Raw genomic sequence first — 24,252 nt, 5'->3', positions numbered from 1 at the left:
CATGAAAATCATACAAAAACTCTTCATAGTTTTATGCCTGCTGCAACCATGGCTTTCGATGGGCAATAATATGCAAATAACTGCTCGGTTCGATCCGGATGAAATTTCGATGGATGAAAGCAGCAAGTATATCATCGAGTTCATCGGTATAACGGATGCAGATGTGAAATTTCCAAAGGTCCATGGGTTAAAATTTGGCAACTCCATGCAGGAATATACCACAATGACAAGCATAAATGGCACTGTGACACAGAAATCTGTGAAAATGTACTCAATTATTCCATTGGAACCAGGCACCGTGACCATCCCAAGCTATAAGATCCACATCGGCTCAGAAAGCTACGAAATCCCGGAAGCTACCATTAAAATAACCAACCAAAAATCCACAACCGGGAGCAAAACTTCTTCGCAAAATTCGCAAAAAAATCCCCTGGGCAATATAGATATCGAATTTGATAAAACCCAGGAACATTTTGTGGGAGAATCAATACCAATCAAAATAACCGCAAAAATGTCCGCTGCCTACCAATGGAGATTGCAGAATAATATTCCAAAAAAAATCGGAGATTCCTTTTCCGACGGCCCCTTTTCCGACGGCGAGGTTTCCCAGGCCAATGACCAGACTTTGTGTTCCTGGAACACAGTTATCACTCCATTAAAATCCGGCAATAATCAATTCAGCTACGAACTGCCCATATCTGTCATATTGCAATATGAATTTTCCTTCTTTCCGATGGAAAAAAATATGGTCTTGAGGAGCGATAATATCCCATTGGAAATCAAGCCATTGCCAAGCAATTCCCAACCCAGTGATTTTTCCGGTGCCATCGGTGATTTTAAACTCGGCAGAGTAAAACTATCCAGCGACCGAGCATTGGTGGATGATCCCATTACCATGACCGTGGAAATTCTAGGCCATGGAAATTTTTCAAGAATCAAAACCCCAGATCTGGATGAAAACGAACACTGGAAGGTTTACACACCCAAGGCAATCTTCGCCGCCGACGACCAAATTAACCATTACGGCACCAAAACCTTCGAATACGTGATTATGCCAAAAACAACTGGTCAAATCAAAATTCCAACATTGAAATTTTCCTACTTCGATCTAAAGTCAAAGGAATACAAAGTGGTGTCCATGGGAGGTGATCAGGAAATCATTGTGTCTAGATCTGGTAACTTCGCACAACCAAACAATGACGGCGATCCGAAAACCAATGAATTAAAAAAAATCAAAACCTACGATGACGCCATCATCTATATGGATTCAACAAATTACCCATCGCTGAGACAAAATTTATACGGCATATGGTTCTGGCTGTTAAACTTAGCCATATGTTCTACGCTATCAATCTTACTGGTACGCATGGGATTTTCTTCTACCAATCAAAAATCCACCTACAATAGAAAAAAATCATCCATAAAAGAGGAATTTTTCAAAGCCCATAATGCAGCTTTAAACGCACTAAAAGTGTCTGATTACAAGGCATTTTATGAACATGCCCGACTATCCATTGCAAAAAAATTTGAACTGATTTCTGGTAAAAAAATCGATCAGAATTTACATAACATTGACGAAATTTTTATTGAGATTGGGTTGGATGAAGAAACGAAAACATGGTTAAAAAATTTTCTCAGCGAATCCGAAATCGTTGTGTTTAGTAACCATCAGCCGACCATGGAAAAAACAAAGGAAATGGCCAAGGAATTTGATAAATTTATAAACAATTTTGGCAGACAGAAATGAAAATACTAGCTATATTTTTTACTTTAATCGCGCTTTCGAGCCTAGGAGCTTTCGGCGAAAATAATTTCTTCGACGGCAATGAACATTTTAACAATGGAAAATATGCCGAGGCCATCGAATCCTATCAGAAAGCCATGGCCTCCGAAGGCTACTCCTTTGCGAAATTATTTAATTTGGGTATGGCACATAAGCACAACGGTAATAATGGGTTAGCGCTACTGCATTTCGAAAGGGCAAAGCTAATCAATCAGTCAAAAAAAGTTTTGAGCCAAATAAATGAGATACGAAATAAATTGGGATACAAATCCGACAGCGGCTTAACCGAACAGCATCAGAGTAAAATTGCCAAACTATGGCTTATCATTGCCTGCATTTCCTTTTGGGTAGCAATATTTTTCATTGCCTTGCCCATCCTCGGCAGAAAATTCTCCAAAATCCATATCACCATAGCCGGATCATTTGTTACGATTTTCGCCATCACATTAATGGAAGCTAACAAATTGGTCACCAATGAATTATCGTCGGCAATTGTGATAAATAATGAAGTGGAATTGTTGGCCTCGCCGGTATCTAAAAGCCCAAAAATTGGCCAGATGAAGGAAGGAGAATATGTCAAAACATCCGCTCAAAATGATAATTTTATACATGTCAAGGCAAAAAATGGATTACGCGGATGGGTCAAAAATACTGACATCGCCCAAATAATTCCTCCGGCCTAGTCATATATAATGTCAACCATTCGATGTTTTACAAGTGAATACACTCAACTGGTTTCCGGCACAAAGTACCTGCTTTCCAGTCGGGAATCCCATCATCTGATAAATGTACTTCGAGCCCGACCGTCGGATTCGGTGTTGCTAATGAACGGCAACGGTGAAGTGGCCAATGCCAGCATCTGCGGCAAAATAGGAGACAAGGTTGAACTCCTTGCAAAGACAGTAACTACTTGCAAGAGAAGCAAATTGATACTATGCCAGGCTCTATTGAAAAACAAAGCCATGGATCTAATCATCAGAGATGCGGCAGCCCTGGGTGTGGCAAAAATTCTACCGCTGATCACCGAAAGAAGTGATGTAAAATTTAATGCCAGATCATCGGAAACTAAATTGCTGCACTGGAAAGCCATAGCCATAGAAGCTTGTAAGCAATCCGGCGAAGCTTTCGTCCCAGAAATATCAAAGCCAATGAGCCTCGAAGCTTTCCTAGAGGATAACAAAAATATTTCTCTGGTCGCAAGCCTATATAATGCTAATAAAAAACATCTAATGGATTATCATTCAGAAATATGCAGTGCACCGATGCTAAATCTAATCGTCGGCCCCGAAGGAGATTTTTCCCGACGAGAATATGAAATGATGCTGACCAATGACATTAAATTCATAACCTTGACACAGAACATCTTAAGATCTGAAACGGCGGCCTTGTACCTACTAAGCCTAGCTGACCAAATAACTCCACGGGAATGAATAAAAACCTGCCATGAATAAAGATTTATCCAGTCGAAAAAAGTTCATCGAAGATCATCGCTCAAACTTCTCTGTAATTGCCCCGGCCGGCGTCGGCAAAACAACGGCCATTGTGAAAAGGATCGCAAAAATCATAACTAATTTCTTCGAAGACTCCGACCAATTGCTCCTGGTAACATATACGCAAAAAGCTGCAGCAGAACTACTTGAGCGCACCCATGCCGAAATTGAAAGAACTTCGACTGGTAAAGAATTTTTCGAAAAAATCCGCAAAGTATTTTTTGGAACAATCCATGAACTGGCCTCAAAAATAATAAGAGAAAATCTATCGCAACTGAACCTAAGAGCCGATTTCAAAATAGAACAGGACATTTCGTCACTTTGGAACGATTTTTCTCTGGAAACCGACTATCTGGCCGGACTACCGGAACCAATGAAAAATTACCTATTGACCTTCATAAAATACAAAAATATCCACAGTTCATATCTTCACCTAAGTCACGCTCCTATAACAGGTTGTATAAAAAATTTCCCCCACATCAATTGCGATGACGTGCTATCGTTCAAAGCCGGCTCCCGAAGCAAAAATATAGCAAGATTTCAAAATGAATTGAAAAAATGGTTAGGCAACGGAAAAGGCGAAAAATATCGCCATAAATTCCCAGAGCTTTCAACCAAATCTCAGAATTTTTTGGAAATCTATGAATCCACAATAATGCCACTAATTGATTGGGCCGCAAATACCTATGGCCACATCTTGAATAAAATTCACAATGATTTTCTGGCCTATAGACTCCATCTAGGCAAACTGACCTTCGATGATCTGATAAAACTGGCTAATCAAATTCTGTACCACGGCCAAAACTATGATGAGGAAATAAAATCAAAAAAATATTCGATCATTCTTGACGAAGCCCAAGATACTGATCCAGAACAATTTAAACTATTGCTGGGTCTGATAGACAAAGGATGGGTAGAAAATGATTACAAAACATTCCCCACCACCGGCAGGTTTTGTATGGTCGGCGACCCCCAGCAATCCATCTACGGCGATCGCACCGATGTCTCCACCTATCTAAAAATTCACAACGACCTCATAGACAACAACATAGCGACTAAGTTGACCTTTTCAATAACCAAAAGATTTAGCAAAAATATCGCCGAAAATATAAATAGCTTTTTTCCAAAAATACTTGATGGGAAAAACGGCCAGGTCGATTTCGTAAAACTGGATTCAGAAAAAATTTCACCAACACCCACTCCCTGGTCAAAAATAGTGGTTAAAAATAGGCCGGAAAATGAAAATCAGCTAAACCCAGAAATCCAGGCCATAAAATCGCTATTCTCTAATAAAATTCCAGAAAATTTCCAGGTCTCTCATTGGTCAAACATCGCCATCCTATGTCCTAGAAAAGCTTGGCTGGGAGAGATAAAGGAAGCATGCTGCCAAGATAAATCTATGCCAAAAATGCAAATGCACTCCCAGGATCGAACCTACGCCGATAGTATTATTTTTTCCTGGACAACCGCCCTATTGACATGTATTTGTGAACCGGATAATTTTTTTGAATTTGCCGGAATTTTGCACGAAATATTTGCAATAAAAGATAGCATAGTCGCAGATCATTTTAAAACCGAAAAGGCGGAAAATATCAACGAGATAGAAAGCGCTCTTGAGATACTAAGATCGAAAATTTATATCAAAAGTATCAGTTCAATCATCGAGGAAATAGTGTTATCGTTTCACCTTATAGATAGGATCTTAGCCATATCCCAAAACTCCGAAGATGAAATTTTTTCAACCTTGGATCACCTCCTCACCGCAGCCAATGAGGCCGATATAAACAACATTCCTTTGGCGGAATTTTGTAACACACTTAAAAATCTTCTGAAGGAAAATCAACCACCTCCAAAAATCGATAAAAACGCCCTGCAGCTATACACATTCCATAAATCAAAAGGCCTTGAATGGGAGATAGTTATATTGCCATTTTTATTCCGTGGGAAAAGGCAACATGAAGCGGCATTTCCAAGGCTAATAAAAACCAGGTCTGGTCAAAAAATCGCTATGAATGCACTCCAGGAAAACAAATACAAAGATGAGCAAAAAATAAGATCGCGTCAAAATGATGAACGTCTTGTATATGTGGCACTTACAAGACAAAAATCCACAGCAATATTCTTCGATGACCGAGCCATCTTCCAAACCACCGCCGGCTCCACTGCTGATAGTCTAAGGCTAACCGATGAAGCATCTCCTGGTTTTGAATTATTCAACGATCTAGCCGAATTTTGCCACCACCCAGCAAAGCCACCTGAATCCCGTGGTCTTCCAAAGGCAGTGGAAACATCCAGAGACAATATGCACATTAGCATTAACAGTCTCAACGAACAAGACTATCTAGCCTATGTCAAAATCTCTCCAAGTCTGGCCGACTCTAATCACTTCGACACCACAAAAAATATGACGCCAAAAGAATTAAATGGTCAAGGAAATGAGCAGGGAATAAACTATGGCCTGCTATGGCACGAAACCATGAATTTAGTTCATTGGAACGAAAAAAATTTCAATAGGTCTATTCTAAAAATAATAGATGAAATCGACAATGAACGCCTTGCATTGGAAGTAGATAAGCTGATTAATTGCGCACCATTCCAGTCCCTCATCCATTCTTCGGATCTAATCCTAACCGAATACTCATTCTTCCTCCCTCAGGAAGAAACGACGCTAATCGATGGCCGAATTGATATGTTACTAAAAAATAAAAATAATCTGCGCATAATCGATTGGAAAACCGACATCACCACCAAGGAAAGGCACTTCATTGAAAGCTATTGTAACCAAATAACGCTCTACGGCCAAGCCTTAAATAAAATCTTTAACATCAACCCAGAGAAATACATATACAGCACATTTTTGGGTAAGCTGATAAAAATATAGGTTATTTTATAACGAAATCTTGACTTTAAACCAAGCAAATGGACTATTCAGGCTGGAAGTGGGGTCGTAGCTTAGTTGGTAGAGCGCGTCGTTCGCAATGACGAGGTCGTCGGTTCGAATCCGATCGACTCCACCAAAGACTCATTTATAGGTTTTACATAATCATATATATACTAATTATAAAAAATCAGTAAAAATGTTAGGCAAGTTATTACGTTCCATAAAAAATAAAATTTTTCCTTTTAGCAAAAGCATCAGCAAGGAAACGCTGGCCGCATTGCCATTGTTTAAATTTCAAGGGGAAATTTTTTTAATAGATTCCATAGCAGAAGCCAAGCAAGCGGTGGCTTTGTTATTGAATCATGACCTGTTAGGCTTCGACACCGAAAGTAGGCCAGCCTTCCGCAAAGGAGAAAGCTACCCACCTTCTCTGGTTCAAATTTCCACAGATAAATCGGTGTATTTGTTCCAATTGTCAAAGACCAATGGCACAAGACCACTACGACCAATCTTCGAATCTCTTCATATAAAAAAAGTTGGCATAGCCATAAGAGACGACATCAATAAATTGAAGGAACTTGGCAATTTCAAAGATGCCGGTTTCGTGGATATAAGCGACCTGACCAAAACCCTTGACATAAAAAATACTGGCCTAAACACTCTCGCTGGCATTTTTTTGAAATACAGAATATCAAAATCATCTCAAATCACCGACTGGTCCCAGGAAAATTTATCAAAAAAACAAATCATCTATGCCGCCACCGACGCCTGGGTGAGCAGAGAACTGTTCATAAAAGTTAGGGAATTTACAAAAAAATAAATGGTGAAAGAAAAATTCCTAAGGGTCGATGAATTGTTGGTCAAAAATGGACTTGCCACCAGTCGAACCACGGCCCAAGTCCTTATAATAGCAGGGAAAGTACGGGCCTCCGCCGATGATGTGGTGGATAAACCGAGCAGAAAATTTCCTCTCGATCAAAATTTTCTAATAGATTCGCCGCCAAGATTTGTTAGTAGGGCAGGGGAAAAACTAGCACATTTTATAGAGACATTCCACATTGAAGTCCGTGATCGTCTATGCCTTGACGTGGGAGCATCCACCGGAGGATTTTCAGATTGTCTCCTGCAGAATGGTGCCAAAACTGTCGTTGGCATTGATGTGGGCCACGGCCAGCTTCACTATAAACTCCAAAAAAATCCCAGGATGATAAATTTAGAAAAAGTCAACGCCCGGACGGTTAGCTCTAACATGTTGCCATTTAACAAATTCGACATCATCGTGCTGGACCTATCGTTCATTTCGTTGAAGCTTGTATTGGAAAATATCTGGAAATTTTTGATTCACAATGGCATTCTGGTAGCCCTTGTGAAACCTCAATTCGAAGCTGGAAAATCGGAAGCGAATAAACATGCCGGAGTAATCAAAGATCGATTACTCCAGGAAAAAATAGTGAATGCCATGGTGAAATTTTCTCTAGATACCCTTGAAAACAGTATTTTTTTTGGAAGGCTAGATTCTCCCATCCTTGGCACCGATGGCAACCGAGAATTTCTTTTGGGCATGAAAAAACTCATACCTAATGAAAGAAACAATCTATAATTCCGATGCCTCAGTAATTTTTTTATATAGCAAATCAATCTTTTTATGTAGAAATTCTTTAGATATGGAATTATTACTAAATTCATATTCCACTGTACATATGTACCATTGCTCATTAGGATAGCTGCAATAGACATCAAAAGGAACTAATATGTCGGAAATTGTGGTTAGAATATTTTTTAATGTGTCACAAAGTAATATTCCAACTTTCATACTGACTTTTTCATCACCAGAAACTTCTGATATCTTTTGTAGTATATTTTCAATTTTTTCATGTTCGAACGAACTAAGAAGTTTTATCATGGGACTAAGCAAATCGTAGCTTAGGTTGGGAAACCCATCAATATCACTTCCATAACAGGGAGAACCAATCACCTTGGCCAATCTTTGATATATTTCCCTGGCATAGTTCCAGGGCTTGTCACCAAGACAACACATCCCTGAAATATCTCTTCCAGTATTGAACATGATACAGCGGAAATAGTTACTAGAAATAACATTATTAAAAGCTTTTATATATATGGATAGTTTCACAGCATTATAGGTAAAACATTTTACCCGATCAAATAGATCCAATGCCTCATTAATACATTTACATATACCTTTTATTTCACAGGGAAAAATAGAATTGATATTCCTGATTAAATCCCATACTGACTTGTTTCTTCGTTTTTCATTTTTTATTTTCGCATATTTACCTTCAGTAAACATTGGATAACTTTTGATCAAATCATCTAATTCATCGGCCATGGTCAGCGAACAAACTAACATAAGCGCACTGACCATAAATATTTTTTTTACAATTTTCATATATGGGTATATTGAAAATCAAAACCAATTACACGTCAAGTAAAATATTAATATTCAACATAGTTAGAAAACCACAAAGGATATATTCAAGATTTTCACTTTTCCATATTTTTACATCAAGTCAGATTATTTTTCCTTCATAGCTTTTATCTGTTCAAGTACAGGTTCTGCATAAACGTAAAAATCATTTTTATCGACCATGCCGTCAACCCATACGTCTATGGACATAAATAGGTATTTTAAGCAATGATACATGCTATCACCACTTCGTGATTCATATTTATAAAAAGCAGATTCTTCACAATTAGATATAATATCCCTTATATTGAACATACAATAGACACTAGCATTTAAATATAAACTATTACAAATATTCTTCAGCTTCTTTAATGCTTTGATCACATTGTCATAAGAATAGCTCTTGTTTAAAAATTTGCACAATGCATATAAAAGTGCTTCTCGTAAATCACTGTCAGATACATCCACAGGGTTATTTTCTAAAAACTTAATAGTTACTTTGCCGAAAAATGCTTTCATTTCTTTTTCATTCATTGGGCGATCGCCGTAGTCTTTATATTTTTCATAAACCGGTTTAAATAGATCCGAAAAAAAAAACTTGACCTCCTCTAACTCGTTGTAAGTACGATCAACCCAATTTATAGGTACACTCATTTTCTGAACTTTTTTCTGCATTTCATTATGCTTGGATTGAACTGAAGGCATGAGCTTATCAATAAAATCAATCATATTTTTCGATAAATTAGCCTTGGCTAATACACAAGCTGACATAAGTACACCCATTATAAATAATTTTTTTATACTTCTCACATCCATATGTATATTAAAAAATAAAACAAACATTCGTCAATTTATATTATTTTCATGCTTTAAGCTCCCATTGCCATTTCAACGTTTTCCAGCACAACATCTGAATAAATGCTCAAGTCGTTATTAGAACTCATGTCCTTGAGCCACATATTCACATCCAGAAATAGATCATACAAACAATTGCCCATATTAATGCCGGAATAAATCATCGTAAAAAAAGTCGATTTTTTACAATCATTTATGATAAAAGAAATGGGTAATCTGCAATAATTACAGGCTATTATATATACATTATCATATATACCCTGCAATATATTTAATGCTTTTAGCACATCATTACTGGAATAGTCCATGTCAAAAAATTTACACAAGGCATATAAAAGCGCTTCCCGAAAATCATTACTAAGCACATCCGAGAAGCCACCTTTGAGAAAATTCATGGTCATTTCATTAAGAAATAGTTTTATATCAGTTAGTGTAAGCTCAATTGCATAATAGGACTTATAAATCGGCATAAACAGATCCATCAAAAAAATCTTAGACTTATCTAACTCGAGAGAAATGGAATCAACCCAATTTCCGCCGTCATTTATCTTCTGACATTCTTGCTCTATTTTATTATATCTGGACTGAACTGAGGGAATGAGCTTATCAATAAAATCCACCGTATTTTCCGATAAATCAGCCTTGGCTAATACACAAGCTGACATAAATACACCCATTATAAATAATTTTTTTATACTTCTCACATTCATATGTATATTAAAAAATAAAACAAACATTCGTCAATTTATATTATTTTCATGCTTTAAGCTCCCATTGCCATTTCAACATTTTTCAGCACAACATCTGAATAAATGCTCAAGTCGTTATTAGAACTCATGTCCTTGAGCCACATATTCACATCCAGAAATAGATCATACAAACAATTGCCCACATTAATGCCGGAATAAGTCATTGTAAAAAAGTCGACTTTTCACATCATTATTGGAATAGTCCACACCAAAAAATTTGCACAAGGCATATAAAAGCGCTTCCCGAAAATCATTACTAAGCACAGCCGAGATGTCACTTTTGAGAAAATTCATGGTCACTTCATTAAGAAATAGTTTTATATCCGTTAGCGTAAGCTCAATTGCATAATAGGACTTATAAATCGGCATAAACAGATCCATCAAAAAAATCTTATACTTATCTAGCTCGAGGGAAATGAAATCAACCCAATTTCCGCCGTCATTTATCTTCTGACCTTCTTGCTCTATTTTATTATATTTGGATTGAACTGAAGGAATGAGTTTATCAATAAAATCCACCGTATTTTCCGATAAATCAGCCTTGGACATGTCAAGTAAAATAACTTATTCACATTTACTGACTGAAATCTGTGTAAATTATGTAAAATACGATGAAGCTTTATTCTATTTTGTTCTAAAAGAATATTGTAAGTCTGCTATTCTTAGTTACAATGTCGTCCATGGACGTTGCCTTCTTTGACCTAAATGATTGGGAAATCTCAGCCGTAACTGACTACCTGGCCAAAACTGACCTAAAAATTCTGTGTCTGGATAAAGAAATCCCTACGGCAGAAAAGTTTGAAAAAATAAAATCTGCAGAAATTTTATCGGTTTTCCTGTCACCAATTCCAAAAGATTTGATGAATATATTGCCAAATTTGAAAGCCATCAGTCTGAGGACCACTGGCTTCGATTACGTAGATTTGGCCAACGCTAATCAAAGAGGAATAAAAATCGCAAACGTTCCATCCTATGGTGAAAATACCGTGGCGGAATATGCCTTTGCTTTACTACTTGATATAGCCAGAAAAATTCACATGTCCTATGCCCAAAGTACTTTGGGTTCCTTCCGACGAGATAATGTCACCGGCGTAGACCTAATAGATAAAACCATGGGCATAATCGGTACCGGCCGCATCGGAAGAAATATGGTAAGAATGGCCCATGGCTTCGGCATGAAAGTCATTGCCTATGATCCCTATCCTAACAATGACATAATAGATCAATACAAGGTGCAATATGTTTCCATGGAAGAAATCCTAACCACCGCCGACGCCATATCTCTGCATGTTCCCTATAGTAAAGAATCCCATCATCTTATAAATCGCGACAATGTGTTAAAAATGAAGAAAGGCGTCCTACTGGTAAACACTGCCCGAGGTCCATTAATAGAAACCGAAGCCCTATTGCTGGGCCTTGAGAATGAAATTTTCGGAGGAGTTGCATTGGATACATTCGAAGGAGAAAAATATTGGTGTGAACCGGACACATTGGTCGATAACACGCTCGATAGCAATGAATTGGTCAAAGCGGTAATGAATTTTAATTTACAGCAATTTAAAAATGTCATCCTAACACCACACAACGCCTACAACAGCAGAGAAGCCATCGAAAGGATCTTATACACTGCCTTGGATAATATGATAGCCTTTGCCAAAACAGGAAATTGTAGTAATTTCGTGAACTAGTCACTGCCACAATGGTACCGTATAAATCTTTTTGGCTATTAACCCATTAATTTCTCTATCCACAGTTTCTCTGTCGCCCTGGTAGGTTACACCAACCCATCGAGCCTCTGTCTTCAGTACTTTTATCGCTAACAAGTTTTTCTTAAGCATGTTATTGATCGCTGTGGTAATGAAAAATTCCTTGATCTTAGAAAAGCCGTGGCTTTTTAAAAACTCATTCCATTCAGCCTCTAAATGGAGAAATATGCTTGGAGTAAAAGCCCATAAATTCATCGACACAATGCTGTCTTCGGTTAATTTAAGATCGGCAAATTTATAGGGTATATCTCCTTGAATATCAGTTACTTCTCTAATATTTATCAGATTATATTCATCATCCGTTTCACAGATACCTCTGGAAACAGCTCCCTGATTCGAAAGGGTTTTTTTTAACCCATAGCCGGCACAGCCAAAAAAATTTTTCCCCATCGGAATATTTTTAATAAATTTTGCCATCATCTCTATGGCCGACGGACCATAGAAATCATCGGCATTGACCACTAAAAAATTGCTACGTATTTTGTTCTTTGCACATAGAATTGCATGGCCAGTTCCCCAGGGCGTATCTCTATCAGCTAAAGCCCGACCTTCGGGGAAAAAATCACGACTGGTTTGAAAGGCAAAATCCACTTCGCAATGGCCAGAAAGTCTCGAACTTATATGGCGGCAAAAGGACTCCTTCATCTCCTCACGCACCACGAATACCACCCGATTGATACCACTCCTAATAGCATCGAAAATAGTATATTCGGCAATGGCAGACTGTGCCAGCCCAAATCTATCAAATTGCTTGTTTCCGCCGTAACGCTTGCCTAAACCGGCAGCCATCACCAATAAATCCAAACCTATGGCCATCGGATTACTTTGCATCATTTTATCCAAGAAACAAGTTTTTTATTTTCCGGTAAATGATCGGAATAGTAAACTAGCTATTGACCAGATAATTTTTTTATACACAAAAACTCAGGTGTCGGTGTACATGGAATCACGGTACAAAAAAGTGATACTAAAATTAAGTGGCGAATCTCTTGCTAATCGGGACGATGCAAGGTCAATAGAATCCATTGGCCAGGAAATAGATACTGTAATACGCCAGGGTACGCAAATGGGTATAGTCATCGGCGGAGGTAACATCTTTCGAGGCCATAGCCATGGCGAAAAATCTTCTTCGGAAACCCGCATAAAAGATGATCAAATTGGCATGCTGGCCACCATAATTAACGGATTGGCCCTATCCAAAATATTTGCTCAAATTGGCCTAAAAACACTCATCCAAAGCGCCATCGGCATAGATGGCATGGTCGATAGATTTTCCGTGGAAAATTCGACCAAATTTATGGAATCCGGTGGCGTTGTAATATTTTGTGCTGGCACCGGAAATCCTTATTTTTCTACGGATACGGCTGCAGCTTTGCGGGCCTGCGAGTTGGGTGCCGATGTACTATTAAAAGCCACCACCGTAGATGGCATCTATGATAAAAATCCCAAAATGGACAAAAATGCAAAAAAACTTGAAAAAATAGACTATATTGAAGCTCTTTCATTGGGCATAGCGGTGATGGATTTTCCAGCCTTTGCTCTATGTAAAGAAAATGACCTGAATATAATAATTTTTAACATGAACATCGATGGCAATATTATCAAAGCTATTCATGGCGAACAAGTTGGAAGCATAGTTGGCAAATTTTAATAACTGATTTACACATAAAACTTAGCATGAAAACAGATGAACTTTTAGAAGAATTTAGAATAAAAATGGAAAAATCTATACAGCATATGATCGCCGAATTACATTCACTCCATACTGGCAAATCTTCGTCTAGTATGGTGGATAATATTATCGTTGATTTCTATGGCAAAAATATGCGCATTAAAGACTTGGCGGCCATTATCATTCCCGATCACAAGACCATACAAATCAATCCTTGGGATCGAAATTCAGTCCAACCCATAATAAAGGCAATTTTATCCTCCAATGTGGGTCTTACTCCGGTGGCCCAGGGTCCATTGATCCGCTGTATCGTGCCAGAAATAAGCGGCGAAAGAAGACAGGAATTGGTCAAAATTGCTAGAAATATGGCCGAAGAGGCCAGGGTAGGGGTCCGTTCGGTTAGAAGAGATTCTCTGGAGTTATTTAAAAATTCTAAAAAAAATGGAATTATATCCGAAGATGAATTTAAAAGATTCGAAAAGGAAATACAAAAGTTAACCGATGGAATAATCGAACAAATCGCAAAGCTCCTGGAAATTAAAGAAAAAGATCTCATCACTCCGTGATTTTTTATTGATCAGATCAAATTCTTTTGTAACCCATATCCCGTGTCTGTGAATTTCAAATTCCTTGGAAGCAGTAGCAAAGGTAATTGCGGCGTCCTTCGATCCAAATCCTCTACCGTGTTGATAGATGCTGGATTATCCGGAAAAAAGATAGGCGAATATTTAGCCAGCTACGGCATAGATTTGAGTAGCATCGATGCCATATTCATAACCCATGAGCATGCAGATCACTGCCAAGGATTACGTGGATTGGCCAGAAATAATATAAAAATCTATGCAACCCATGGGACAGCTCTTGGCATAGAAGAAAAGTATAAAATTCACTTAAATTGGCAGTTATTCTCGGCCGGAGATAGGATTCATTTTCGCGACATGGAAATAAACACATTTAGCATACCTCATGATGCCAATGAACCTGTTGGCTATGCATTTAGCTTTCATGACCATGGAAAAAGCTTGGCCTGGGTAACTGACCTGGGCTATGTGTCGGATAAAATAGCCGAAATAATAAAAAAAGTAAATCTATTGATTCTGGAAGCAAATTACGATGTCAATCTGCTGCACAAGGATAACATTAGACCAATTTATATCAAAAAACGCATAATGGGTAGAAATGGACATCTATCAAATAACTCTGCCATACAACTCATCACTAAAGCTCTAAATCCGTCCTGGGAAAAAGTATTTCTTGCCCATCTGAGCAGAGACTGCAATAATGCATCCATTATAAAAAAGATAATAAGCGAATCCATCTTCCATCGCGTAAATTTTGACATAGAGATTGTCGAACCGGACTACGCACTCGGCCTGGGCCATTCAATGTGAAAAAATAAAAAAATGGAAAATAAGTTTGATTTGACTTTTAAATTAATAAATTCATTTTTTAATGTTAGTTGATCATGGCTTTGTTTTCAAGACCACGCCCGCCTTCGCCCAATCTAAAAAGGAAGGAAATGCCAAAGGATGTTTGGACAAAATGCCCAATAACCAATGAAATGATCTATACTAAAGAATTAATTAAGAATAATATGGTATCTCCTCGAGGCTATCACTTTCCACTCTGTGCACCGGAAAGAATCGCCCTGTTGGCCGATGACGAATCGTTCATTGAATATGATCAAACCATAAAAACCTTCGATTGTCTTGAATTTAAAGGGGCGGTTTCCTACATGGACAAACTGCATAACCATCAGGATAAGACTGGCCTGGATGAAGCGGTAATTGTCGGCACAGCAAAGGTCAATGGCATAGCAGTAAGCATGGCCGTCATGGACTTCAGGTTTCTAGGCGCCAGCATGGGATCTGTGGTGGGTGAAAGAATTACAAGGGCCATAGAACGTGGTCTTAGTAAAAAATTTCCAGTGATAATTGTCTCTGCCTCCGGCGGAGCCAGAATGTATGAAGGCATTCTTAGCTTGATGCAAATGGCCAAAACATCGGCAGCCTTAGCCCGATTGGCAGCAGCTAAAATACCTTTTATTTCTGTGCTCACTAATCCAACCATGGCCGGTGTCATGGCCAGTTTCGCATCGCTGGGCGATGTGATAATTTCAGAACCCGGAGCATTGATAGGTTTTGCTGGTCCAAGGGTAATAGAGGAAACCACCCGCCAAAAACTACCAAAAGGGTTCCAAACCGCCGAATTTTTACTAAAACATGGCCTGATTGATCAAATCATCGACAGGAACAATCTTAAGGATAGAATAGCGTTCATCCTGCGGTCCTTTGGCCACAATAAATAGGCTATTTTCCTTAGAATTATATTGACTTGCAATTACCCATTAAACAGCATTAAGAATCATTCATGAATTGTGATTCTATGGCCAATGTGTTGAATTTTTTACACACCTGTAAGGGGTCATACAATAACAGCACATACAAATTGGATGGAGTAAAGTTTTTATTTAAAAAGCTTAATATCGATAATCTTGATGGCATAGTAATCCATGTGGGCGGTACCAATGGAAAGGGATCCACCTGTGCTATGTTGGAATCCATATACCGAGGTGCTGGCTATAGCACAGGCCTTTGCACATCTCCTCATTTGCTAAGAATAAATGAAAGGATCCAATTTAATAGAGAAGAAATTTCAGACAAAGACTTTGTAAAATTGTTCAAAATAGTAAACAAGGTGGTTCAGCATATTCATGCCCATAATCCAACCATCAAAATCTCTTTCTTTGAATATGAAATCGCCATGGCATTGCTCTATTTTAAAGAAAAAAAACCCAATGTAATAATATTAGAAGTAGGTCTCGGCGGTAGATTGGATGCCACCAATGCCACCAGAACAGACATCTCGGTTTTGACCAGCATATCCTTTGACCATGAGGACATGCTGGGCGAAACAATTTCCAGCATAGCAAGAGAAAAAGCTGGAATCATTCGCCGAGAAAATAAAGTAATAGTTGGCAGAAATCTGCCCAGCGAAGCTATGCTAGAGATAGAGAAAATCGTCGATGAAAAATCAGCCACTATGGTCATTGCCAAGGATTTATTGCCCATAACTTTGACACCTCGCTATCAAAATCATAACGCAAGCATTGCCCATCGAGTGGCCAAAGAGTTGACCGATAAACTAATGTTGTCCGAAGAACAAATAATTAATGGAATTTTGACATTCAAATGGGCAGCTCGATGGCAAATTTTTGACCTGAATAATGACGAAAAACTAGACAAAATAGAAAAAAAAAGAAAAAACAAAGTAATCATAGATGGAGCTCATAATGAAGCTGGTGCCATCGCCATAGCAGATGAAATTACTACCATCTATGGACAAAATAAACCCATTGTAATTTTTGCGTCAAATTATGTATCAAGAGCATCGAGGATGTTAAAAATACTTGCAAGTATTTCTTTAAAGATTTACCTTACGAAAAGTATGCATGATTTATGTTTATCCCAGGATGAACTAGTTAAATGTTTCCCCATTGATAGCAATTGTGAATATGAATACATTGCCAGTGATAGAATAATGGATATTGTATTATCAGATATAAATCAAAATAATATAGTTATTACTGGATCGCTTTATCTTGCCGGTGATATTATAAAGCAATTCCTTAGCATAGGATTGAAATCAACGTTGACATGAATGCGTTTATAAGATTTTTATGGTTATCTCTCGTTGGTGTTTTTTTATATTATACTGCCTGTTATAGAGTAATGCCAAATAAATTTGCTGTAAAACTTGGCATAGATATTTTAAAGAGGGAAAAATTTGACATTATTAAAGGCAAACGCATTGGTGTTTTAACCAATCAGGCTGCTGTGGATAGCATTGGAAATCCCACGTGGAAAATTTTGAAGGAAGTCTGTGAAGATAATTTAATTGCCATATTTGCACCTGAGCATGGACTGAAAGGCAAATTTTTAGCCGGTGAAACCTTCAGTTCAGACGAAGAGGATGGCATACTTGTCTATGCCATGTATGGCTATGATGCAAAACCGAAAAAATCATGGCTAGAAGAAATAGATATGATTGTAATAGATTTGCAAGATCTTGGCATTAGGCATTATACCTATTATTCGTCCATGATATATATGTTAGCTGCCTGTGCCGAAGAGCAAATTCCTGTGGTCGTTTTGGATAGACCAAATCCATTGGGCAGATATATTGGTGGACCAAGTATGGACAAAAAATGGTGCTCATTCCTTGGTCCCATTGCCAATATGCCAATGTTTCATGGCATGACCATCGGTGAAATTGCCAACTATGTAAAAAATGCTGACATAGATATCGATGCCAATGACAGCAATTACTATGGAGAATATACTGCACCATTGCATGTTTCATCAAAAACTTTGGCTAATCTGGATCTACAGATTATCAAAATGGAATTCTGGGAACGCGATATGACATGGCCAGAAATTGGCATACCTTGGAATAAAAATTCCCCTAGAATTTCAACCTGGAGCTCGGTCTTAGACTATGCCATGGTTCCAATATTGCATCTGGTTTGCAAAAATCCCGATTGCAAAGCAAGATTATATGTGGATTTTGCCAATGACAGACATTTTGGAAATATATATTTAAAAAATAAGGACTGCAATGACGTATTAGATGAAATAGAAAGCATAAAACCGAAGATATTGACTGGATGCTCTATGCGTATAGCAGAAACCCAAGATCAACGAAGGGGAAAAATAAAATATTTATCATTGAATGTAAAAGATATAAAAAAAACCATACCAGCAATACTAAGCCTAGCATTGTTATCCATATCCCAAAGGAATGAAAATGGCAAAAAAAATATCGATTGGATTGATTGCGATGAAGATCTAAAATCCGTAATAGCAAAAGGCATTGGTGATGATGAATTAATATCAGCATTATTTGATGGAAAAGAAATAGATATTAAATATTTTAGAGAAAAATGGGATTTCCAGGCCAAAGAGTTTATAAAATCTATAGCAAAATATTATCTGTATAATGAGTAATATTAGCATAAATCCACTTCCCAAGTGAAAATCATAGTGGATAAAAATATCGGTCTTTGCCACGGAGTGAAATTGGCCATTAAGATCGCATTGGAAACATCCAATAATTGCCCGGGAAAGGTTTATACTTGCGGAAAATTAGTCCATAATTTTCAGATACTTCAGAAACTTGAAACCCATGGAATAGTTGAAATGGATGAAAATTCCGAACCAAATAAATTCAAAGATATCATACTGATTCGAGCCCATGGCATTTCACCGGATAAAAAACAGATGCTGAAAAAACATGGATGCCCCATTGTCGATTGTACCTGTCCCTATGTGAAAAAAATTTCGAAAATTTTAGAAAAATTCTCAAAAAATATGTATGATATAATAATCCTTGGAGATAAAAATCATGCTGAAATCCAAGGACTTATCGGCTATGTAAAAACCAAGATCTATGTGATACAAAATGAAACCGAAGTTCGAGAGCTTACAACCATGATTGCCGATAAAACCAACAAATTGCTGCTTTTAGCCCAATCCACATTGGATTGTGAATTTTTCAATTTTGCAGAAACCTTTTTGACCGAATGTTTTTCCAATTTGATTACAATAAATACCATATGCAAAGCCACAAAAGCTAGGCAACAGGGACTTAAGAATTTGATTTCCACTGGAACAGATGCCATCATTGTGATAGGTGATAAAACATCAGCCAATAGCCGTCGATTAGCATCCATTGCTAACAAACATTGTCCAAAGGTATTTTATATAGAAAATATTGATCAGGCGAAAATGCTAAATCTAAAAGGAATAGATACAATAGGCATCACCTCCGGCGCATCCGTCCCAAATTCTTTGATAAATGACATAGCTGCCTACCTTGAAACCATTGGTTGATACCGTGATTTTTCAGCTGCCACATGAATTTCATTTATACCAGACGATTTTATAATTTCGCAAATATGGATGAACTCTCCTAGGCCTAGATTTTTATCAGGCCTGACTAGAATTATAATCTTCTCGTTGCTGTCATTTTTAACTTTTATGAAAAATTTTAACTCATTTTCTAAATCCGATAAAGCAAATATCCGCCCATTGAACAGTAGCATATCCGATGAGCGTATGGTTAAAATACCATGGATCTTCGATGTGGAAATATTGTCAGCCCTTGGTAATTCCAGATGAATCCCTGGAGGAAATACAAATCTAGCTCCCATCAAAAATATGCCAAATAAAAATAATACGATGCACAAAACTGACCACACATCAACTGTACTATCTGGTTCTTTTAAAGAACTTACATCTCTAAATATGAACAGCCTCATTTTGATTTATTCATGGATAAAAATTGAATCATTTCATTATAGGTCCACTCCAAATCATAGATCATTCCATTGATAATGCCATGAATAAGATGGTAGCCTAAATTTGAGAAAACAGCCACACCTAGGCCTGCGGATATTAGGGCAATGGCCGTGGTAATTTCCGATGAAAAAAGACTAGCTCCCACATAGGCATTGGCATCATTAATTTTATCAAAAATATGAAGAAAGGACATGGCCACACCTATCATTCCAATCATAGGCGCAATTTTAGCAACACATCTCAACACACCTACATTGGATTCATAGGAACTTATTTCTAGCAACACAGGATCTTTCATGATTCTTTCAAGGGAGTCTACCTTTTCCTGGGCATTGACCAAAGCAATTTTGATTACATTTGCAACAGAACCAGTATTTTCCTCGCACAGCGTAATGGCTTCAATGATGCGGCCTTCTTTGACAGCAACCTTTATACCATCCACAAAAATCTGAGCATTTATCTTACATTTTTTTAAAAACAGCAGCCTTTCGATAAACACAGCTATAGCTATTATACCCACAACGATAAGTAAAAGCATCAATCCATCGCCAAAAAAAAGAAAATCTGATGAAAAAATTTTCATAGGAACTAAATGGATTATAAATGAATTTCATCCAATGGTACAACTCTTTTCATTCAACTAATCTTGACAACCATTATATTAAGAATGATACTTAACAAGTTATGCCGCTTAAACTTACAAAACATTTAATTGTAATTTTTATTACTGTTTTTTTGGTTATTTTTCTGTGTATCATTTTGGGGCATGTTTCCAAAACACCATCCGTAAAACTTGGCATAGATGTGCTAAAGGAGAGAAAGTTTGACATTCTTCAAGGAAAGCGCGTGGGAATTTTAACCCACTATGCAGCCGTAGATTCATCTGGAAAGACCACATTGGCCATACTAAAGGAAGCGCTGGGCAAAAATCTAATGGCCATATTCGCACCAGAACATGGACTACATGGAGACTGTCTAGATGGAAAATCATTTGATAGTACCAAGGAAGGAAATACGCAAGTATATGCAATGTATGGACTTGACGGAAAGCCTAAGGCCGAATGGTTGAATAACTTAGACGTGGTGGTAATAGACTTGCGCGACATTGGCATCAGGTACTATACCTATTGGTCATCAATGATATATATGTTGGCAGCCTGTGCTGAGGAAAGCGTAAAGGTCATCGTCCTGGATAGACCCAATCCATTGAGTGGCGAATATGTGGGTGGACCAGTCATAGAACAGGAATGGTGTTCATTTTTGGGTCCTATTGATGGAATGCCCATGTTCCATGGCATGACCATTGGTGAAATAGCAAACTATATAGCCAGCACTGGCATTGCCATAGATGCAAAAAATAATATTTTTAGAACTTCACTGAAAATTTCCTCTGGTGTGGTATCTAGAACTGACATAGGATTAGTTACACCACCTGGTGTATTGTCGAAATTGGATTTACAAGTGATTAAAATGGAAGGGTGGAAACGATCCATGATTTGGCCGGAAACTGAATTAAAATGGACCGAAACTTCACCGAGAATCAAACTTTGGAGAGATCTCTGTGACTACGCTCTAACTGCACCATTATGTTCCATCACTGGCAACAGTGGATTTAGCATAAAATTCAAAATTGATTACAATGACAATAGACATTTTGGAAATATACATTTTCGAAAAAATCAAAAAAAACTGAACTATGAAAGCATGATAGAAAAGATGAAACAGATAGATCCAGAATCATTAGCTGGATGCTCGACAAAAATGCTAAAGGTTGATGATAAACGATGTTTATTGGTAAATGTCCTAGATCTAAAAAAGACCATTCCGTCATTATTTGGCCTAACGGTTACTTCCATTGCCCAAAAATGGTCCGACTGGGAACAAATCAATAAATACGACAAGCCCCTTGCACTGATGATAAAAAAACACATTGGAGATCGTGAATTTATAGAGACGCTATTTGCTGGCAAAGAGATTGATGTAAAATATTTTCGAAATAAATGGGAAAACCAGGCCAAGGAATTTATAGAAAAAACATCACCCTATTATTTATATAAATGAAAAAATAAAATTTCATATTTTCTATGCAAAGTATTGCTCTTTGGTAAAATATTTATGCTATGGGCTAAGTGATGGATCTATTTAATATTATAGCATCTTCTATCTTTTTAGGTGCGATTGTTCACACATTTCTTGCACCGAAATTCGCGAAAGTTGCCAAAGTCTTTGAAGCTAACAATGATCATCTGGTTGCCAAGATATTCGAAATCTGTAGCGAAATCGAATTGGTTTTTTTCATTTGGTTGCTTCCATTGATCGCATTGATCTATCTGGCCAAGGGATGGCCTGAAGTTGCGGCATATTTCGGTACAAAGGTGGATTACACCGAAGCGGTATTTGTGGTTGCCATAATGTCCATTGCCGGCACCAGGCCGATCATCGAATTAGCCAAATCAATCCTTGGAAAAATTGCCCATAAAGGAGGCGATACGCCGTTGAGCTGGTGGCTATCGATAATGATCCTAGGGCCATTGTTTGGCTCGTTTATTACTGAACCTGCGGCCATGACCATTGCTGCAATTTTGCTATCAAAGCAGTTCTATGATCTCAATCCTTCGGACAGCTTAAAATATGCCACCTTGGCACTTCTGTTTGTAAATATTTCCGTGGGCGGGACTTTGACAAATTTTGCTGCACCACCGATCCTAATGATTGCCCATCAATGGAATTGGAGCTCATCCCAGATTTTTTTCAATTTTGGGATAAAAGCCATTATTGGTATTATTGTGGCTAGTTCTCTATATGCATTATTATTCAAAAAAGAATTCCAAAGGCTTGCCAGCGTTCGGACAAAAGCCATGGATAATAAACCTCAAAAAATTCCACCATTTATAACCATTATTCATATTCTATTTTTAGGATTATGCATTGCCAATGCCCATAGCATAGTTCTATTGATGGGCATTCTTTTATTTTTTCTTGGCTTTTTGCAAATAACCAGCGAATATCAATATAAATTCGAGTTAAAAAATCCGCTATTGGTTGGAATTTTTTTGGCTGGATTGGTTAGCCATGGCAATTTACAGAAATGGTGGATCGAACCGCTGCTTGGAAATTTGAACCAACTGCAACTGTTTCTTGGGGCAACGCTATTGACATCCTTCAATGATAATGCGGCTATAACCTATCTATCGTCACTGGTACCAAAGTTTGCCAACGATGTGATGCTGCAGAAAGCAGTGATTGCTGGAGCCGTAACTGGTGGAGGTCTGACGGTGATTGCCAATGCACCAAATCCGGCCGGGCAATCGATTTTAGGAAAATATTTCCATGAAATTTCTCCAATGAAACTTTTCAGTTGGGCCGTAATTCCAACCCTAATTCTCGGCTTATTTCTGTATTTTTAAAGATTTCTATACAATTTTAGTTAACTTACATTTTTAAATTAGATATAATATATATTATGCGAAATAAAAATAAAAATTAATATTGACTACATCGCATTAATGTATTTATGTAGTTATAATATATTATGAATATAATTGAATTAAAAATATACTTTATGGCTCTATGTTTGCTATTTTGCAACTTCACAAATTCCATGGCCGCACAAAAAAAACGCAAAACAAAAGCCAGAAATGCTAGACATATGTCTGTGAATAGAAAAAAATTCACAAGAACAAGATATTCTAGGAGATCTAAAAATAACAGGAGATCTAAAAATAACAGGAGATCTAGGAATAACAGGAGATTTAGGAATAATAACTCTAAAAGAGGCAAAACATCGATAACGCCTAGAAGCAGTAGGTTTATGAATAAAAATAATTCTAATCGTAATAGTAAACTTCAAAGCAATAATAACGATAACAACAGTCTGCAAATTAATTATGTACCTTTAGAAGTTACTCCAATTAATAAGGTAACTCCAGCCTCAAATACTATGTCAAATTTCGAGGATGCATCTACGTCAAGTCATGCAACTCCAAATAAAAATCCAGATCTCAATTCTAGTGCTTCTGATTCAAAAACTCCAGTCTTCACTAGTATTCCTAGTACGTCAACTTCTGTAACTCTAAATAAAAATCCAGATCCCAAGTTTAATAATGCATCTACGTCAACTCCTGTAACTCTATCAAAAACTTCAGTCTCCACTAGTATTCCTAGTACGTCAACTCCTGTAACTCTAAATAAAAATCCAGATCCCAAGTTTAATAATGCATCTACGTCAACTCCTGTAACTCTATCAAAAACTTCAGTCTCCACTAGTAT

Annotated in this window: 24 protein-coding genes and 1 tRNA gene; 17 read left to right on the top strand and 8 right to left on the bottom strand. The window is 37.5% G+C overall.

Annotated elements, in window-relative coordinates:
* Position 1: 1 nt before the first annotated feature.
* From LBH49_03075 to LBH49_03045, 7 genes are all read left to right on the top strand, one after another.
* Complete coding sequence (locus LBH49_03075) at positions 2-1,747, top strand: BatD family protein (protein MDR0351604.1); 1,746 nt, start codon at positions 2-4, stop codon at positions 1,745-1,747.
* Complete coding sequence (locus LBH49_03070; GenBank protein MDR0351603.1) at positions 1,744-2,466, top strand: hypothetical protein; 723 nt, start codon at positions 1,744-1,746, stop codon at positions 2,464-2,466. The genes LBH49_03075 and LBH49_03070 overlap by 4 nt, the downstream gene beginning before the upstream one ends.
* A 9-nt stretch (positions 2,467-2,475) precedes the next feature.
* A complete protein-coding gene (locus LBH49_03065; protein MDR0351602.1) occupies positions 2,476-3,213 on the top strand; it encodes a 16S rRNA (uracil(1498)-N(3))-methyltransferase in 738 nt (245 codons plus the stop codon).
* Between the two features lie 13 nt (positions 3,214-3,226).
* Entirely contained in the window at positions 3,227-6,154 is a 2,928-nt protein-coding gene (locus LBH49_03060) for a UvrD-helicase domain-containing protein (GenBank protein ID MDR0351601.1), read from the top strand.
* 60 nt (positions 6,155-6,214) lie between these two features.
* Positions 6,215-6,290 (top strand) — tRNA-Ala (locus tag LBH49_03055).
* A gap of 60 nt (positions 6,291-6,350) precedes the next feature.
* Positions 6,351-6,974 (top strand): 3'-5' exonuclease domain-containing protein 2, encoded by a 624-nt coding sequence (locus tag LBH49_03050; GenBank protein MDR0351600.1) that lies wholly within the window; start codon positions 6,351-6,353, stop codon positions 6,972-6,974.
* On the top strand, positions 6,975-7,754 hold the full coding sequence (locus LBH49_03045; protein ID MDR0351599.1) for a TlyA family RNA methyltransferase: 780 nt from the start codon (positions 6,975-6,977) through the stop codon (positions 7,752-7,754). It abuts the gene before it with no gap.
* Here the strand turns inward: LBH49_03045 and LBH49_03040 are convergent.
* From LBH49_03040 to LBH49_03025, 4 genes are all read right to left on the bottom strand, one after another.
* Positions 7,749-8,564: a hypothetical protein gene (locus tag LBH49_03040; GenBank protein ID MDR0351598.1), complete on the bottom strand. Its 816-nt coding sequence runs from the start codon at positions 8,562-8,564 to the stop codon at positions 7,749-7,751. The genes LBH49_03045 and LBH49_03040 overlap by 6 nt on opposite strands.
* Before the next feature lie 126 nt (positions 8,565-8,690).
* Positions 8,691-9,398: a hypothetical protein gene (locus tag LBH49_03035; protein ID MDR0351597.1), complete on the bottom strand. Its 708-nt coding sequence runs from the start codon at positions 9,396-9,398 to the stop codon at positions 8,691-8,693.
* Positions 9,399-9,451: 53 nt separating this feature from the next.
* On the bottom strand, positions 9,452-10,147 hold the full coding sequence (locus LBH49_03030; protein MDR0351596.1) for a hypothetical protein: 696 nt from the start codon (positions 10,145-10,147) through the stop codon (positions 9,452-9,454).
* Positions 10,148-10,330: 183 nt separating this feature from the next.
* A complete protein-coding gene (locus LBH49_03025) occupies positions 10,331-10,735 on the bottom strand; it encodes a hypothetical protein (GenBank protein MDR0351595.1) in 405 nt (134 codons plus the stop codon).
* 131 nt (positions 10,736-10,866) lie between these two features.
* Here LBH49_03025 and LBH49_03020 point away from each other — a divergent pair, with 131 nt between their 5' ends.
* Positions 10,867-11,874, top strand: coding sequence for a 2-hydroxyacid dehydrogenase (locus LBH49_03020; GenBank protein ID MDR0351594.1), 1,008 nt, complete (start codon positions 10,867-10,869; stop codon positions 11,872-11,874).
* On the opposite strand, the gene LBH49_03015 is transcribed toward LBH49_03020, so the two are convergent.
* Complete coding sequence (locus tag LBH49_03015; GenBank protein MDR0351593.1) at positions 11,875-12,786, bottom strand: hypothetical protein; 912 nt, start codon at positions 12,784-12,786, stop codon at positions 11,875-11,877.
* 94 nt (positions 12,787-12,880) lie between these two features.
* On the opposite strand from LBH49_03015, the gene pyrH reads away from it, so the two are divergent.
* From pyrH to ispH, 7 genes are all read left to right on the top strand, one after another.
* Positions 12,881-13,603 carry a UMP kinase gene (gene pyrH, locus LBH49_03010; protein ID MDR0351592.1) on the top strand — a complete coding sequence of 241 codons (723 nt, stop codon included), beginning with the start codon at positions 12,881-12,883 and terminating at the stop codon, positions 13,601-13,603.
* A 26-nt stretch (positions 13,604-13,629) separates the two neighbouring features.
* The gene (frr, locus tag LBH49_03005; protein ID MDR0351591.1) at positions 13,630-14,190 is read left to right on the top strand and encodes a ribosome recycling factor; all 561 of its coding nucleotides are present in this window, start codon (positions 13,630-13,632) and stop codon (positions 14,188-14,190) included.
* A 42-nt stretch (positions 14,191-14,232) separates the two neighbouring features.
* A complete protein-coding gene (locus LBH49_03000; protein MDR0351590.1) occupies positions 14,233-15,015 on the top strand; it encodes an MBL fold metallo-hydrolase in 783 nt (260 codons plus the stop codon).
* A 74-nt stretch (positions 15,016-15,089) separates the two neighbouring features.
* Positions 15,090-15,932 carry an acetyl-CoA carboxylase, carboxyltransferase subunit beta gene (gene accD / locus LBH49_02995; protein MDR0351589.1) on the top strand — a complete coding sequence of 281 codons (843 nt, stop codon included), beginning with the start codon at positions 15,090-15,092 and terminating at the stop codon, positions 15,930-15,932.
* Between the two features lie 62 nt (positions 15,933-15,994).
* Positions 15,995-17,284, top strand: coding sequence for a hypothetical protein (locus LBH49_02990; GenBank protein ID MDR0351588.1), 1,290 nt, complete (start codon positions 15,995-15,997; stop codon positions 17,282-17,284).
* Complete coding sequence (locus tag LBH49_02985; GenBank protein MDR0351587.1) at positions 17,281-18,630, top strand: DUF1343 domain-containing protein; 1,350 nt, start codon at positions 17,281-17,283, stop codon at positions 18,628-18,630. Before LBH49_02990 ends, LBH49_02985 begins: the two co-directional genes overlap by 4 nt.
* 24 nt (positions 18,631-18,654) lie before the next feature.
* On the top strand, positions 18,655-19,515 hold the full coding sequence (gene ispH, locus LBH49_02980) for a 4-hydroxy-3-methylbut-2-enyl diphosphate reductase (protein ID MDR0351586.1): 861 nt from the start codon (positions 18,655-18,657) through the stop codon (positions 19,513-19,515).
* Here ispH and LBH49_02975 read toward each other — a convergent pair.
* Positions 19,494-19,943 (bottom strand): biopolymer transporter ExbD, encoded by a 450-nt coding sequence (locus LBH49_02975; protein MDR0351585.1) that lies wholly within the window; start codon positions 19,941-19,943, stop codon positions 19,494-19,496. The genes ispH and LBH49_02975 overlap by 22 nt on opposite strands.
* Positions 19,940-20,566, bottom strand: a complete 627-nt coding sequence (locus LBH49_02970) for a MotA/TolQ/ExbB proton channel family protein (protein MDR0351584.1) — start codon at positions 20,564-20,566, stop codon at positions 19,940-19,942. The genes LBH49_02975 and LBH49_02970 overlap by 4 nt, the downstream gene beginning before the upstream one ends.
* A 176-nt stretch (positions 20,567-20,742) precedes the next feature.
* On the opposite strand from LBH49_02970, the gene LBH49_02965 reads away from it, so the two are divergent.
* A complete protein-coding gene (locus tag LBH49_02965) occupies positions 20,743-22,044 on the top strand; it encodes a DUF1343 domain-containing protein (protein ID MDR0351583.1) in 1,302 nt (433 codons plus the stop codon).
* 71 nt (positions 22,045-22,115) lie between these two features.
* Entirely contained in the window at positions 22,116-23,390 is a 1,275-nt protein-coding gene (locus LBH49_02960) for a putative Na+/H+ antiporter (protein ID MDR0351582.1), read from the top strand.
* Between the two features lie 565 nt (positions 23,391-23,955).
* Here the strand turns inward: LBH49_02960 and LBH49_02955 are convergent.
* The coding region (locus tag LBH49_02955) for a hypothetical protein (protein MDR0351581.1) at positions 23,956-24,252 on the bottom strand (297 nt) is incomplete at its 5' end.

This window comes from Puniceicoccales bacterium (assembly GCA_031255005.1).
GTDB lineage: Bacteria > Verrucomicrobiota > Verrucomicrobiia > Opitutales > LL51 > JAIRTH01.
This window is presented reverse-complemented; position numbering and strand designations above follow the sequence as displayed.

Excerpts from the sequence above, each read along its gene's own strand:
- LBH49_02975 (MDR0351585.1), bottom strand. The coding sequence starts at position 19,943 with ATGAGGCTGTTCATATTTAGAGATGTAAGTTCTTTAAAAGAACCAGAT.
- LBH49_03060 (MDR0351601.1), top strand. The coding sequence starts at position 3,227 with ATGAATAAAGATTTATCCAGTCGAAAAAAGTTCATCGAAGATCATCGC.
- LBH49_02985 (MDR0351587.1), top strand. The coding sequence starts at position 17,281 with ATGAATGCGTTTATAAGATTTTTATGGTTATCTCTCGTTGGTGTTTTT.
- LBH49_03050 (MDR0351600.1), top strand. The coding sequence starts at position 6,351 with ATGTTAGGCAAGTTATTACGTTCCATAAAAAATAAAATTTTTCCTTTT.
- LBH49_03065 (MDR0351602.1), top strand. The coding sequence starts at position 2,476 with ATGTCAACCATTCGATGTTTTACAAGTGAATACACTCAACTGGTTTCC.
- LBH49_03035 (MDR0351597.1), bottom strand. The coding sequence starts at position 9,398 with ATGGATGTGAGAAGTATAAAAAAATTATTTATAATGGGTGTACTTATG.
- LBH49_03025 (MDR0351595.1), bottom strand. The coding sequence starts at position 10,735 with ATGTCCAAGGCTGATTTATCGGAAAATACGGTGGATTTTATTGATAAA.
- LBH49_03040 (MDR0351598.1), bottom strand. The coding sequence starts at position 8,564 with ATGAAAATTGTAAAAAAAATATTTATGGTCAGTGCGCTTATGTTAGTT.
- accD (MDR0351589.1), top strand. The coding sequence starts at position 15,090 with ATGGCTTTGTTTTCAAGACCACGCCCGCCTTCGCCCAATCTAAAAAGG.
- LBH49_03030 (MDR0351596.1), bottom strand. The coding sequence starts at position 10,147 with ATGAATGTGAGAAGTATAAAAAAATTATTTATAATGGGTGTATTTATG.
- LBH49_02970 (MDR0351584.1), bottom strand. The coding sequence starts at position 20,566 with ATGAAAATTTTTTCATCAGATTTTCTTTTTTTTGGCGATGGATTGATG.
- LBH49_03020 (MDR0351594.1), top strand. The coding sequence starts at position 10,867 with ATGGACGTTGCCTTCTTTGACCTAAATGATTGGGAAATCTCAGCCGTA.
- LBH49_03045 (MDR0351599.1), top strand. The coding sequence starts at position 6,975 with ATGGTGAAAGAAAAATTCCTAAGGGTCGATGAATTGTTGGTCAAAAAT.
- frr (MDR0351591.1), top strand. The coding sequence starts at position 13,630 with ATGAAAACAGATGAACTTTTAGAAGAATTTAGAATAAAAATGGAAAAA.
- LBH49_03075 (MDR0351604.1), top strand. The coding sequence starts at position 2 with ATGAAAATCATACAAAAACTCTTCATAGTTTTATGCCTGCTGCAACCA.
- LBH49_02990 (MDR0351588.1), top strand. The coding sequence starts at position 15,995 with ATGAATTGTGATTCTATGGCCAATGTGTTGAATTTTTTACACACCTGT.
- LBH49_02960 (MDR0351582.1), top strand. The coding sequence starts at position 22,116 with ATGGATCTATTTAATATTATAGCATCTTCTATCTTTTTAGGTGCGATT.
- LBH49_03015 (MDR0351593.1), bottom strand. The coding sequence starts at position 12,786 with ATGATGCAAAGTAATCCGATGGCCATAGGTTTGGATTTATTGGTGATG.
- LBH49_03070 (MDR0351603.1), top strand. The coding sequence starts at position 1,744 with ATGAAAATACTAGCTATATTTTTTACTTTAATCGCGCTTTCGAGCCTA.